Origin of the sequence: Paenibacillus sp. YN15 (assembly GCF_003285005.1) — a bacterium.
Lineage (GTDB): Bacteria > Bacillota > Bacilli > Paenibacillales > NBRC-103111 > Paenibacillus_AR.
In genome coordinates this window covers 36249-50703 of the sequence record NZ_QMFA01000050.1, presented here as the reverse complement: position 1 = coordinate 50703, position 14455 = coordinate 36249, and the positions used below count along the sequence as shown (strand labels likewise).

Genomic DNA, 14455 nt, shown 5'->3' with positions numbered 1-14455 from the left:
TTTTACCCGAAAAAGACCATAACGCAACAGAGTGGTTTAATGGGGAACGAATTTACGAGACGTTGTAATAGACAAAATAGCGACAAAAAATGTTTGCTATTCCCTCCAAACCCAGGCTGGAAGTCGAAAAAGCGGCTCTTAGCAGACATTTTATGTCGTTATAAGAACTCAAACTCAGGAAAAGCCCTGATAGCGGACATTTGATGCCCGCTATCATTTTGCGCTGAAGCCGGATAGTTACCTGGAGTAATTTCTACCCCCTCTGCATGTTGCGCTGCCTATCCTCTTCAATTGCGCTGACCTCCCCTTTACGCCTCTGCTCTTCCGCCTCGACCACTCAGCCGTGCAGCAGCTCTATCCCATCCATCCCCTCAGCCCTGCGGAGGCTCTATCCCATCGATCCCCGCAGCCGTGTCCTCAACCACCCCCTGCTCCTTTACCCCACGTTTCCATGGACCCTGCTCCACCGCAAGCCCGAAGACGCCAAGCGCCCCGCCGGCCGCCGCTTATCCGGCAGCACCATCACCTCCCTCACCGTCCTCCTCACCCAGAAAAGGCAGCTGCGCCGCATCCAGCCCGTCCGCCAGCAGCCGGGTTTCCCCGATCTGCCGCCCATTGACCGTCATGTAGCGGATGCCTTCGCTTACGGGGCTGTACTCGCAGGCCAGCTGGACCCCCGGCCGGGAGTAGACGCTTTTGCGAATCATCGCGCCCCGCATGTGGACATTGCTCAGGTACCGATCCTCCACCTGTACCTGCCCCTGGCCGATCCGCTCCCGGAATGCGGAGAAGGAGCCGTCCTCTGCTTCCGAACCCAGCTCACACACAAAGCCGTTGCCTGTCAGGGCAAACTCCGCAGCCCTGAAATCCCGCTCCTCCCCTTCATAGTTGTAAAAGGAAAGGATCAGGTAGCCGTTGGCCTCCTCTACCCGGACAGCCTGTTTGCGGCCGTGGTCCACCGGCACCAATGGATGGAAAGCCATATAGGTGCGGCCGTCCTTCAGGCACACAGGCACCAGCCCGGTATGCTCGCCCTCCGTCCCCTCCAGCCGCCGTCCGCCCAACCAGATCTCCTCGGGACGGCCGTCGGACAGGGGCATCAGCACCATCAGGCGCAGGCTCCTGACCTGCTTGCGGGCATACAGCCGCGGCTTGTAGAGCATCATGGCCGTGTTCTTGTGGTGCACCCCCAGCTTGCGGCCCTGGTCCCAGAAGAGCATGGGCCCGTTCACCGTGCCCAGCTCCGGGTAGGCGTTGGTCTGCCCGGGCAGCCGGTCATTCACCGAATACCGGGCGAATACGGTCCGCACATCCCGCCGCCCGCGGATGGGAGCGCGGGTGGTGTACAGCGCCAGAAAGGTATCCGTCTGGCTGCCGCAATGCCATTCCCGGGAGGCCACGCCCAGGGAGTAGGCCTCCGTCATATAGGTGGAGACCCGGCCCGAGCCGGAGGCATACTCCTCCAGCACGGCTCCCTCATCCCCCGGGCCCGCATCCGGGTCGGACCACAGCTTTTGCACCCCGATCACCTCATCCGAGGAGGCATGGAACTCTGTGGTCGCTTCATAGGAGAAGGGGTATTGCCGCCCGGCTAGCCATTCCCGCAGCAGGGGCGGGCAGTGGAAATCCGCCGCGAGAATATGGTGGTTATGGCGCACCATCAGCGCCTCCCGCTCCTCCTCCGGCAGCCCTCCCGGCACGCTGTCCCCGAACAGCAGGTACAGTGCCGCCGGGTGCGTGGTCCACTCCACCAGCGTGCTGGTATAGCTGCGGGAATAAGGGCCAGCCAGACGGTCGGCGGGCAGGTAATAATGGGCCAGGTAATCCGCCCAGATCCGCGCCTCGCAGTCCAGCACCAGCCGGTGCATCTCCGGGTCCGTCTCCGCCGTCAGCTCCCCCAGCTGCGCCAGGGCGTGGAGCTGGAGCAGGGAGTAGGTGGGGCTGGCGTATTCGGAAGCCGCCCCCCGGCGGGTCAGCATTTCCTTCAACTGGCGGAGCCGGACGCAGCCCCGTTCATACAGCTCCGGCCGTCCGAAGCGCAGGCCCCCGGCCATCAGGGTATAGGCGCTGACACAGGGGAAATTGTCATTGACCCCGACAAAATCCTGATCCTCCCCGGCGAATCCGTCCAGATGGGAGCAGCTGTAGTCATCCAGCTTCTTCCGCACATCCTCCTCCAGCAGATGGGGGCAGGTGCGCAATAGCCACAGGGAACGGTTGGGCAAAAAGTGGCATTCGATCATGGGCAGCCGCCGCAGCACCGCATTGGCAGTCCTAACCGCATCCGGGTTGCCGCTGCCCAAATAATTGACGCAGTGGCCCATCAGATCATTGGGCCGGGGGGTATGGCCCAGATTAGGCCCGGTATACTCTCCTTCCGGGCTAAACATGACCCCGTGGCCCGCCGCGAAGGCCCCAAAAATGCGCTTGCGGCGCAGCTGCTGGCCTTCGTAATCAAACAGCTGGGCTTCCTGCTGAATCAAGCTTGTCATGCCTTCTACTCCTCTGTTCAAGCTTGTCATATCCCTGCCTCCTCTGTGTGCTTGCCAACAACTGCCGCCAGCCAAACCTGCACCCGGTACTCCTTGCCCGGCTCCCAGGGCAAAAGCGCGCCCGCAAGCGGCGAGCCGTCCACCAGAATGCCGGGAGCCGCTCCATCGCCCTCCAGCCTGCGGAATTCGATTGTATAACGGCTGCCCTTGAACATCCGCTCCACCCGGTACTCCTGCCACTCCCGGGGCGGGTTGGGGCTTACCTTCAGGCCGTTCACCGTAGCCCGCACGCCCAACAGCCGCTCCAGCACCGTCCAAGCCACCCATGCGGCGGTTCCCGTGGAGTGATTCAGGCTGGACTTGCCGAAATTGGGGGAATCCGTCAGGCCAAAATAGAAATTCGGCACCCACAGCGGCGGCTGCAAATTCCGCTCAATCGGATTCAGGGTGCTGCCCGGCAGGGTCTTCATAATCGTCCCGAAACCCTCCTCCGGCCGCCCGGCCATCAGATCGGCGCAGGCCTTGAACAGGGCCGCGTGGCAATAGACGGAGCCATTCTCCGTGGTGCCCTGGCGCTTGATGCTGATCTTGCCGATCCGTCCGTCCCAATCCGCATACGAAGGCCAAATCACCACAGGCCCGCTGGAGGTATCCAGCCGGTCCACCGCCCGGAGGCAGGCCGCCAGCCGCCCACCTCGGGCAGCGCCGCTCATAACCGCCCAGGTCTGAGCGTTGAGAAAAATCCTCCCCTCTTTATCCCCGGCGGTGCCGAAAGGAATGCCCTCATCGTCATAACCGGCCAGATACCATTCACCGTCCCAGCATTCCCGGTTGATGACCGTATCCAGCTCCTCCGCCAGCCGCTCCAAGCGGGCAACCACCGGAGCGTCCCCCCTGGCCGCAGCCAGCGGAATCAGCTCCTTCACCCCATAGAGAAAAGCCATGGTGGTCCAGGCGGATTCCCCCCTCCCCAACCTGCCTGCGCCGTTAATGGGGTCGGTCCAGTCCCCGTCTCCCATCAGGCACAGGCCGTGGCTGCCCCGGTCTTGCTCCATATAATCCACGGCCAGCAGCAGATGCTCGTAGAGAGACGCTTCCGCTCCGCCGTCGACAAATCCAACCTGCCTGTCCAAAAGCTCCAGGCTCCCGGTTTGGTGAACGATGGCGCAGGCGCACAGCAGCAGCCAGGCGTCTGCGTCCTTGTGGTTCAGCAGCGCCAGACCGGCGGGGCTTTGGACGGGGTCCAGCATCCGGTACTGGCGGATATAGCCGCTCCGCTCCTGGCCCCGGGCCGTCTTCAGCAGATACCGGGCCCCTTCCTCCGGGTTCAGCATACTGAAGCCAATGGCATCCTGCAGCTCATTGCGCACACAGGACAGGTTGCTCATCCGGTGGGTCTCCGTCATGGCCGCCACCTGCTTCTTCAGCCAGTAATTGATGAAATGATCCAAATGGGTATCCGGCGTGCTGATCCGGTAGGATGCCAAGCGGTCTTGCCAATAGTCCTCCAGCCGCAGCAGCTCCGCCCGGGCCCGCTCCCTGTCGGTCCACAGCGCCTTCAATCGGACCGCCTCGCCGGGATCGCTCACGCAGCCTGCGGAAATCAGCACCTCCGCCGCCTCGCCCGGCTCCAGCAGGAAGCGGTGCTGCATCGCCCCCACAGGATTCTCTCCCTCGCAGGGAAGCCCGCTTAAAGCTCCCTTCCGCACGGCGGCGGGAACGGGGCCCAGCCCCTCGGCGCCGCGGAAACGGCGTTCGCTGCATTCCCACGAATCCGGCGTCCGGTCCGCAAACATAAACACGTAATTGCGGCAGGCGTCGTACTTCTCCTTATCCTCATACCGCACATGGTAGGGGAAAGTGTGGCTGTAGAGAATCCCCGCCTCCGCATCCACCGCGCATTTGACCCCCATCCCCCCCGTCTCGGGAAGAAAGGCGGAAAACAGCGACAGCTCTCTTTTTACCGCCGACGTATTGACAAGCTTCACCTGCCACAGCTCCAGGCTGCCTTCCAAAGGCACCGTCACCGCCACCTCCGCCCGGCACCAGCCATTCCCGTTTACAAGCCGGGTGGCGCTTAACCCGTGGATGCAGGCGAACCCCTCCGGCAGCTCTCCTTCGTTGAAGCCGGAAGCTGCCGTACTCTGTACGGCCCTTCCCGCTGCTTCTCTGTCGGCCGCTCCGGCAGACGGCTGGCTCTGCCCATCCCCGCTCTCCGGCCAACAGCCTCCGTCGGCGAAATTCGGCGACCAAACCTCTCCCGTGGCATCGTCCCGCACATAGAACATCCGCACGCCGCGGGTGTAGTTCCGCTCGAAGGGGACCAGGCAGGCCGCCTCCCCCTGGAGAAGCTGGGACACCTTCACATGGTGCTCCGGGTTAAACAGGTAATTATGCCAGGGCACAGGGGTATGCGGGGTAGTCACCGCGTAATCCCGCCCATCATTCAGAAAATAGCCGTACTCCATATTGAGCCTCACTCCTTATCTGTAAAAATAGCCCCAGCCTTCTAACGGCGGTGAGCGCCACTATTTCGGTCAAATGGGCACCTCCCAAAATCTAACGGAAGCAGCAGCCGTTATTTGCCCCGATTGGAGCCGCTACCCGGCAAAAAGTCCTTAATAACGGCGCTGGCCGCCGTTAGATGAAGGAACCCCGCCATTTTGCGGAAATAACGGCTGTGGCCGCCGTTAAAAATTTATCTGGCGGTATCCGGCCGGCAAACCCGGCCACTCCGCTGGACTTCCACTGGGTTTCCACTGGACTTCCGCTGGGCTTCCACTGGACTTCCGCTGGGCTTCCGCTGGACTTCCACTGGGTTTCCACTGGACTTCCACTGGACTTCCACTGGACTTCCACTGGACTTCCACTGGACTTCCGCTGGGCTCCTACTGGGCTTCCACTGGGTTTCCACTGGACTTCCGCTGGGCTCCTACTGGACCTCCGCTGATCCTGCCCTCCATCCGCCAACGCTTGCCCTCTGCCTCCCGCCTGCTTGCTCAAGGGTAAGCCACCGGTCTGCCGCGCGCAATAAACATGATTTCCCCCGATGCACCTTATTTAAGATCAAGCCTGCCACCGTAAGAATTGTGCACCCCGGATTTCTTGTTTATGGACGCTGCGCTTCCCCGGCAGGTATATTGGCAGCAGGAAAGCCGCCGCCGCTGCCCCCACTGCCAACCTCCCGGCCAAGGCGCAGAACCAAACCGGGCCAGTCGCAAACCAGATGCAATGTTGATCAACCAGACCCAATAAGGATGTGAACCCTCAATGAAAGATTCTCTAGCCCGCGCTCTTCCCGCCCAGCAGCAGGTTCATGCTCCGGATGCCCGGGCCTTAAGAAGGAAGCGGCGTTTGAAGCAGAATGTGCCGTGGATGCTGATGTTTTTACCGGTAATCGTGTATTACATCGTGTTCAAATATATCCCCATGGGCGGCAACATCATCGCCTTCAAAAATTACAATTTCAACGACGGGTTATGGGGCAGCCCCTGGGTGGGCTTCCACAACTTCCAGCTGCTGTTCACCGATCCGTTGGCCTTCAAGACCATCCGCAACACCTTCGTCATCGCCGTCCTGTCCATTCTGGTAAACTTTCCGTTCCCGGTGCTGCTGGCGCTGATGTTCAACGAGGTGCGGAAGATGTGGTTCAAAAAAACGGTGCAGACCCTTCTGTATCTCCCCCATTTTCTGTCATGGGTCATTATCGGCGGTCTGGTGATCAATCTGTTCGCCCAGGAATCCGGCACCGTCAACCACCTTCTGCGGCAGCTGACAGGAGACGTGTATCCCTTCCTCTACAAACCCGCCTCCTGGATAGCCGTGTTCCTGGGAGCAGGGGCCTGGAAGGAAGCCGGCTTCGGCGCCATCATCTATCTGGCCGCTCTCTCCAACATCGACCCCAGCCTGTATGAGGCCGCCAGCCTGGACGGAGCCGGCAAGCTGAAGCAGATCTGGCATGTAACCCTGCCCGGCATCCGCTCGGTCATCGTGCTGATGCTGATTCTGGCCATGGGCCGGATTATGGATGTAGGCTTCGACCAGGTGTACAACCTGCAAAATTCCATCGTTTCCGACGTTTCCGAGGTGATCTCCACCTACATCTACCGGATGGGCCTGCAGGGCGGACAGTTCAGCCTGACCTCGGCCATGGGCCTGTTCGAGGCAGTAATCGGCCTGGTTCTCGTCATCACCACCAATGCCATCGCCCGCAAATTCGACCAGGGCCTCTGGTGAAAGGAGTCTGACCTATGCGCTTATCCAAAGGAGACCGGCTGTTCTATGCCGTCAACTATCTGCTTTTGACCCTGGCTGCCCTGTCCTGCCTGTATCCGCTGGTGAATATTGCCGCCGTTTCCGTAAGCGGCAATGAAGCCATCATCTCCGGCAAGGTGTATCTCTGGCCGGTGGATATCACCACCCAATCCTACGACATTTTGCTCAAGGGCACGCCCATTCTGACTTCCTTCCGCAACAGTCTCATCATTACCCTGACAGGCACCCTGCTGTGCCTTCTGTTCACCTTCCTGGCGGCGTACCCCCTGTCCCGCAGAGGCTTCTACGGCCGCAGGCCCTTTACCCTGGCGATTGTGTTCACGATGATTTTCAGCAGCGGCGTCATTCCCCAATATCTCCTGGTGAAATCCCTGGGGCTGATCAACAGCTACTGGTCCATCTGGTGCCTGGGGCTGATCAGCGCCTACAACATGCTCATTATGAAAAATTACTTTGAAAGCCTGCCGGAGGAGCTGGAGGAGGCGGCGCGGATGGACGGCGCGGGGGAATGGACTTACATCGTCCGGGTGGTGCTGCCCCTGTCCCTGCCCATGGTGGCCACCCTGGCCCTGTTCTACGGCGTGGGGCTGTGGAACAGCTTCATGAATGTGCTGATCTATATCAACGACGTTGAGAAATTCAACATGTCCGTGCTGGTGCAGCAAATGATCAAAAGCCAGTCCCTGACCCAGGATTTCGCCCTGCGTCCGGATGAGGTCCAGCAAGCCACCCCGGAGGGAGTCAAGTCCGCCGGAGTAATGGTCATGATTATCCCGCTTCTTCTCGTCTACCCCTTTATCCAGAAATATTTTGTAAAGGGCGCGATGATTGGAGCCGTGAAAGGATAATGCAACAGGTATAATATCAATTGGAGGGGACAAAACATGAAATTCTCACAGAAAAACGCCAAGTACCGCATTGCCCTGGCGGCATCCGTACTGGCAGGCATCACCGTTCTGGCAGGCTGCGGCAGCGACGAAGCCGAACCCGCCGCTTCCGCCAAGCCGGGCCAATCCGCAGCCGCTACAGCAGGGGCCACTCCCGCTCCCCGCGGCAAGATCACTTCCACCATCTACGAGCGCGGCGGCGTAGCGCCGGAGGAAGGAACCAAAACGGAGAACCGGTGGACCCGCTGGATCAACGAGAACGGTCCCACGGATGTCACCTTCGTGGCCGTGCCCCGCTGGGAATCGGCCCAGAAGCTGAACACCCTGTTCGCCTCCGGCTCCGCTCCCGACGTGATTATGGAGTATGATATGGCCATCAAGAACCAGCTGTACAACCAGAAGCTGCTGATGCCTCTGGACGACGCCATCGAGAAGTACAGCACCACCTACAAGGATATTCTGAAGAAATACCCGATTCTGGAGAAGCTCAGCCGCAAGGATGACGGGAAAATCTATGAGATCGGCAGAGTGGAAAACATCGTTCCCCAGCATAACGTCTATATCCGCACGGACTGGCTGGCCAAGCTGAACCTGTCCATGCCCAAGACCGTGGACGAATTCTTCCAGGTGGCTCAGGCCTTCGCCGAGAAGGACCCGGACGGCAACGGCAAAAAGGACACCTACGGGGTGAGCCTCAGCTTTGTGGGCGGCATGGCGGTGGACGATATTTTCGGCATCGTGTTTAATTCCATCGATAAAAACCCATGGGTGCTGAATGACAAAGGAGAGCTTGTATTCGGCTGGGACCGCATCCAATCGGCGCTGGAGTTCAAGAAGAAGCTGTATGAAGCGGGGATTGTGGACAAGGATTATCTGACGGACGGCAAGGGCGACAAGGCCAAGCAGGATTTCGTCAACGGCAAGCTGGGCATCTACGGAGCCAACGGCAGTGAAATAGAAACCTTCAAGACGCTGAAGAAGAATAATCCCGCGGCCACCATCGCCGCCCTGCCCTTGCCTGCCGGACCCTACGGCACCTTCAGTCCGCTGCTCAGCACCCCCGTCAATCTGACCACCGTAGTCAACGCCAAGGCCAAGGACCCGGAGGCCATTATCAAGTATGTGGACTTTATGATGTCGGAAAAAGCCACCAAAACCTTCGTTTACGGCATTGAAGGCGAGCATTACAAAATCGGTGTCAGCGGCTGCCCGGAGGTCATCGACGCCGAGAAGAACAAAATTGAAAAAAGCTACAACACGGACTTCACGATGATTAACAACGCCATTACGGACAAATGCTCCAGCGTGAATATTGTGCTGAATCCGGTCAAACCTGCGGTGGAAACTCCTGAAACCCTGGCTGCCTATGAGCTGAGCAAGGAATTTGCCCAAGTGTACCAAAGCGCTTTTGACGCTTATCAGGACCCGGCCAAGCCGATGATCGGCGTCATTTCCAGCGGTTCCCTGCCTGCCTTGCCCCAGGACCTGCAGATCAACCAGACCAACGGCTACAAAACCGTCAACGACATCCTGGCCAAGGGCGCGATTACCCCAAGCTACAGCGCGGCGCAGGCGATAAAGGACGCCAAAGCCGCCTGGGAAACCTCCAACGGAGCCAAGGTGGATGCCTGGTACAAGGAATGGTTTGCCGCCAATAAGGATAAAATTCTCCTGACCAAGGACTACTACGATTTCCTCAAGAAATAACCTTCCGTGCAGCGGGCTCTCTTTGTGGCAATCATGAAGAGGGCCTCTGCCCGTGTTATAATGAATGCCTGCAACAACCAATCCATCATCCTGGAGTGTGCCATGAGACGAAACCCCTGGCTGCGGTTATTTTTGTCCTATCTGTCCGTTTTTCTGTTTTTGTCCGCTTCCTTGTCGGTGATCTTCCTTGCCGTGATCGGCCGGAACGCGGGACGGGAGGCGCAGAACGCCAATCAGGTATACGCCCGCAATGTGATCAAAACCTTCGACAGCTGGCTGGCGGGAATCGAACAGACCGTAATCCGGGAAACTCTGACCAATGTGCAGCTGCAGCAGTTTTTCGGCGGTGACCACACGGATGAAACCTACTCCAGCTATCTGCTCTATTCCCGGCTGCGGGAGCTGCTGTCCACGGTCAACAGCATCGATTCCTTCTATTTGTACCGGACCTCCGACCTCCGCATTCTGTCGGATTCCCATATGATGAGCCTAAACGAATTTCCCGACAGCGCCTTCATCAATTCCTATATGACGGATAACCCGGGCCAAGTTTCCTGGTTTGCGCCCCGCAATTATAAAGCCGGCTCCAGCAGCGCTGCACAGACCGTGGTTTCTTTGGTCATGGGCATTCCCTTCAATACCGCCGCACAGGGGCTGATTGTGCTTAATATTCCCTTGTATTCCATACAGGATATGCTGCAGAGCATCGCCCAATCGGATATCCATTACGCCTATCTCGCCTCCTCCGGCGGCCTTCCCTTCGACAAAACGGAAAAAGACAGCCGCCGGGATGCGGCTGTTCTGGTTTCGGAGAAAACAGGCTGGGCGCTTCATTCCGGGGTCAAGGATGCCAAGGTGGGGAGCCTGCTTTCCCTGTTCAGCAATTCTTGGCTGCTGGCTGTGGGAGGCACCGTGCTGGCCGCCCTGATTCTGCTGTTTCTTGTCTTCCGGCGCAATTACAAGCCCATTGACGCCATCTCCAACCGGATTGCCCATTTTATCCGCAAGGACCAGTTTGCCATGGACGGGGACCAGTTTGCTTTTATCGAAGCGGCGGTGGAGCGGCTGATCCATGATTCCCAGCTGCATGAGGAGCAGGCGGCCCGGGATTCGGGCTTAAAGAAACGCTATCTGTTCCGGGATCTGGTGACAGGCACCCAATATATCAGCCAGAACGATTGGCAGGAGGAATTGAAAAAGCTGGGGCTTCCCCAAAACTGCCATTCCTATCTGGTGATTCTGGTGGAGATGGATGAGTATGCCGCCTTTGAAGCCGCCTATTCGGAGCATGACCGGCTCCTCCTGAAATTTGCCCTGCGCTCCGTGGTCCAGGAAATGGCCGACTCTTACCGCTTCTCCGTCTGGATCGACTGGCTGTCCGGGGACCGGATCGGCAGCCTGGTATTTCTCGATGAAGCCAACTACGACGCCCTTCCCGATACTCTCCGGATGTGCGAGGAGCTGCGCGCCTGGGTGGAGCAGTACCTGAAATTTACGGTAACCATCGGATTCGGCGATGCGGTGCAAAATCTGGCCTCCATCCCCCAGTCCTACGAGGCCGCCGCGCAAATGCTGGAGGTGAAGGCCTCCGCCGGGTCCAACCAAGTCATTACCCATGAAACCCTGGCCGCCAAACCTGCCTTTGCCCTGATGGAGCAGCTGCCCGCCATCCACTCCATGGCCCATTTGTTCCGGACCGGCAGCAAGGAATGGGAAGCCGTGTTTCGGGGCATTTTTGCCACAGTCCGCACCGGGCTGCCGCCGCGCAAAACCATCACCGACCTGGCCGACTATCTGCTTCTTCATTGCCACGGGGAGATCGGCGAATTGTCGGAGGAGGCGGTTGCCGCCTGGACGCCGCTTTATGCCGAGCTGAAGGAATGGACCGTCCGTTATTCCAATGTGAATGAGCTGGAGGAAAAGCTGTTCGCCGGATTGTCCCGGATGTTCAACGAGCTGGCCAGACAGCGGGAGAAGAATCCCCAGTATACCAATCTGGACCTGTTCAAGGCATATATTGACGCCGGATTAGGGGACCCCAATCTGTCCCTGAACCAGATCAGCGAGCATTTTCACCTGACTCCCCAGCATTTCAGCGCTGTCTTCAAGGAGCTTCAGGGGGAAAAATTCGTGGATTACCTGATCCGCATCCGCATGGAAAAAGCCAAGCTGCTGTTGGAAACCACCAGCCTGTCCGTGCAGGATGTGGCCCTGGCGGTGGGGTATGTTCACTCCTTCTCCTTCATCCGCGTCTTCAAACGGGTGATCGGCTCCACGCCGGGAGAGTTCCGCCGGCAGGCCGGTGGGGACTAGCACTTCCTCGTACGATGGGGGTACCGGATATACGCATTTTACGGAACCACCCTTTTCGGGTGGTTTTCTTTTTGCTCCCATGAATAGAAATTACTGAATATACCAAATTTATAAGTATAAGGTGGTGTTGTCATGAAAGTGGCGATTATGGGGGCGGGCCTGTCCGGATTGGCTTGTGCGCTTACCCTGGAAAAACACGGCATTACGCCGGATATTTACGAGTCCCGTTCCCAGGTGGGGGATCGGTTTGTCAACGGAGAGATTTTCTTGGGGCTGACGGCCAAACCGGCCGAGGATTGTGTAACCTACCTGTCCAACGAGCTGGGCATCTATCTTCATCCCGTCTATATGATTCGCGCCATGTCCATTCACGGGCCGCAGGAAACTGCCGTGATGGAAGGCAGGCTGGGGCATTCCAATATCCGGGGACGGCATGAAAAATCCCTGGAGCAGCAGCTCCACAAGCAGCTCCGCTCCCCTATCCGCTTCGGCTCCCAGGCTACGTATGAGGAGCTGCTGGAGAACTATACCCATGTGGTGCTGGCTACGGGGGAGACAACCATTGCCCGCCGGCTGAAGAATTATGATCTGTCGCTGAGCGTATCCATGAAGGGCTGCACGGTGACAGGCGATTTCGATCTGAACACGGTATATACCTGGCTGAACGAGGATTATTGCCCCAAGGGGTACGGCTATCTGATCCCCATGTCCCAGAAGGAAGCCAGCATGGTGATCGCTTACCCGGACTATCCCCAGTTCCGGCATCCGGATATCCATACACTCTGGGACCGCTTCTTCCCCAGGGTATGCTCCGATCTCCAGCAGACTCTGTCCGTCATTGACACCTTCGAGATTAACCATTATCCCATCGGAATTTCCCGGAACTCCCGGATCGGGAATACCTTTTTTACGGGCAATAACTTTGGCAGCATTACGCCTTTTCTGGGCTTCGGGCAATTCGTTTCTCTAAGCACCGGCGTATATGCGGCCCGGGATATCTGCGGCCTCGGAGATTACGAACAGCTGACCCGCCCGCTGCGGAGGAGCTATGCCAATTCCCTTGTCCTCCGCAAGGCAATGGAGCAAATCGGCAATGAGCAGCTGGATACCATTGTGAAGTGGCTGGGAACGCCCATCGGCCGCAAGCTGTTCACGGTGAAGCATATGGATGTGCTGCGCGCCGCTTCTTATCTGCTTAGACCCTGGCTTGGCATAAAATCACTGGTATAACGAAAGGAGAGCTTACCTTGAATCAAACCCATACCGGGTTGTGTGCATTGGAAATCAGCTATTTGTGGGCGGGTTATGCGGTGGACAGCATGTCGGTGTCCATCCTGGGCGGCTTCGGCAGCCAGACCACAAACAACCAGGTCAAGGACCTGATGAAGACCGCCGCGGAATTTGGGCAGGAGCAGGTGAACCGGAGAAGCCGGATATTGAGCAAGGAGGGAATGCCCTTGCCCAAAGGCTTCATTCCGGAGGAGGATGTGTTCATGTCGGCGCCGAGGCTTTTTTCCGACCGGCTGTATCTCACCTACCTGCTTGTCGCCAGCCGGCTGGGGCTGCTTTTTTACTCCCAGGCACTGGGCGTTGCCTGCCGGGAGGATGTCCGCTTCTTTGCATCGGACAGTCTGCAAGCCACAGAACGGCTGCAAAATTCGGTGCTCACCCTGATGCAGAACCGGGGAGAGTGTTTCCGGCCGCCTATATTGACCACACCGGACCATCCCGAGTTCATCCAGAAGACCAGCTTCTTAAACGGCTTCTTCGGCGATAAACGGCCGTTGACCGGCATGGAGATCAGCGGATTGTACAGCTCCATGGAGCTTGTGCTGTTAATGGAGGCCATCAGCACCGGCTTCGCCCAGGTGTCCACCGACCAGAAGGTCAGGGAGCAGTTCCTGCGGATGAAGGAGCTGGCCACCGATCATAAGGAAGCCATGGAAAAAATCCTGAAAAAGGACGATTTGCCCGCTCCCGTTTCCTGCTCGGCCGAGGTGACCAACTCCACTAAAGCCCCTTTTTCGGAGCGGCTGATGCTTTGCCATGCCGCAGGCTTAAACGGCACGCTGATCCAGGCTTATGGCAACGCTTTGGGCTATACCATGCGCAATGATCTGGCGGGCCTGTACTTGAAGCAGATTGGACAAGTGGGGATGCTGGCGGAAAGCATGACCAAAACCCTGGTGGAGTTCGAATGGCTGGAAAAGCCGCCGGGAGCGCTGGAGCGGTAGGGCAGCGCCAGCCAACACAAGACTGTCGGGATAATCCCGGCAGTCTTGTTTGTCGTTTTCCCCCTTGACACTTTGTATCTGTACTATTACTATTAATACAGTTAGTTCACATACTGCAGCGCGGGCGTTACCGGCAGAAAGGGGCGAGGCCATGTTTGAATTGGATTTACGCAGCCGCAGGCCCATCTATGAACAACTGATGGACAAGATCAAGGAAGCCGTCCTGTATGGAGTGCTGAAGCAGGATGAGCAGCTTCCGTCTGTCCGGACCCTCTCCACCCAGCTCACTGTCAACCCCAATACGGTGCAGAAGGCATACCGGGAGCTGGAGCGGGAGGGCTACATTTACTCGCTTCCGGGCAAAGGCAGCTTCGTCTCCCCCGGCAAGGCCCATGCCGATTTGAGCAGACTGGCGGAGGTTCGCCAGGAGCTTGCCAAGCTGATGGAGGAAGCCGCCCGGCTGGGAATGACCCAGGACGAAATTCTTTCCTTGTACCAGAAGGTTCAAGCTGCAAGCAACTTCTCTCAAAGTAAGGAGTGACCACAC

9 protein-coding genes are annotated in these 14455 nt (G+C 58.3%); 7 read left to right on the top strand and 2 right to left on the bottom strand.

Features of this window, described 5'->3' with window-relative positions:
- Positions 1 to 506: 506 nt before the first annotated feature.
- The gene (locus tag DQG13_RS26910) at positions 507 to 2492 is read right to left on the bottom strand and encodes a hypothetical protein (protein WP_146767211.1); all 1986 of its coding nucleotides are present in this window, start codon (positions 2490 to 2492) and stop codon (positions 507 to 509) included.
- Between the two features lie 26 nt (positions 2493 to 2518).
- Positions 2519 to 4960, bottom strand: coding sequence for a GH36-type glycosyl hydrolase domain-containing protein (locus DQG13_RS26905; protein WP_113023274.1), 2442 nt, complete (start codon positions 4958 to 4960; stop codon positions 2519 to 2521).
- An 802-nt stretch (positions 4961 to 5762) separates the two neighbouring features.
- Here DQG13_RS26905 and DQG13_RS26895 point away from each other — a divergent pair.
- The 7 genes from DQG13_RS26895 (at position 5763) to DQG13_RS26865 (ending at position 14449) form a co-directional block, all read left to right on the top strand.
- The gene (locus tag DQG13_RS26895) at positions 5763 to 6728 is read left to right on the top strand and encodes an ABC transporter permease (RefSeq protein ID WP_113023272.1); all 966 of its coding nucleotides are present in this window, start codon (positions 5763 to 5765) and stop codon (positions 6726 to 6728) included.
- A 14-nt stretch (positions 6729 to 6742) separates the two neighbouring features.
- Entirely contained in the window at positions 6743 to 7615 is an 873-nt protein-coding gene (locus tag DQG13_RS26890; protein ID WP_113023271.1) for a carbohydrate ABC transporter permease, read from the top strand.
- Between the two features lie 36 nt (positions 7616 to 7651).
- Positions 7652 to 9361 carry an extracellular solute-binding protein gene (locus tag DQG13_RS26885; protein ID WP_113023270.1) on the top strand — a complete coding sequence of 570 codons (1710 nt, stop codon included), beginning with the start codon at positions 7652 to 7654 and terminating at the stop codon, positions 9359 to 9361.
- Positions 9362 to 9463: 102 nt separating this feature from the next.
- Positions 9464 to 11674, top strand: a complete 2211-nt coding sequence (locus DQG13_RS26880; protein ID WP_181593017.1) for a helix-turn-helix domain-containing protein — start codon at positions 9464 to 9466, stop codon at positions 11672 to 11674.
- A 132-nt stretch (positions 11675 to 11806) separates the two neighbouring features.
- A complete protein-coding gene (locus tag DQG13_RS26875) occupies positions 11807 to 12904 on the top strand; it encodes an NAD(P)-binding protein (protein ID WP_113023268.1) in 1098 nt (365 codons plus the stop codon).
- A 17-nt stretch (positions 12905 to 12921) separates the two neighbouring features.
- Positions 12922 to 13908 carry a DUF3231 family protein gene (locus DQG13_RS26870; RefSeq protein ID WP_113023267.1) on the top strand — a complete coding sequence of 329 codons (987 nt, stop codon included), beginning with the start codon at positions 12922 to 12924 and terminating at the stop codon, positions 13906 to 13908.
- 151 nt (positions 13909 to 14059) lie between these two features.
- A complete protein-coding gene (locus DQG13_RS26865; protein WP_113023266.1) occupies positions 14060 to 14449 on the top strand; it encodes a GntR family transcriptional regulator in 390 nt (129 codons plus the stop codon).
- Positions 14450 to 14455 lie beyond the last annotated feature (6 nt).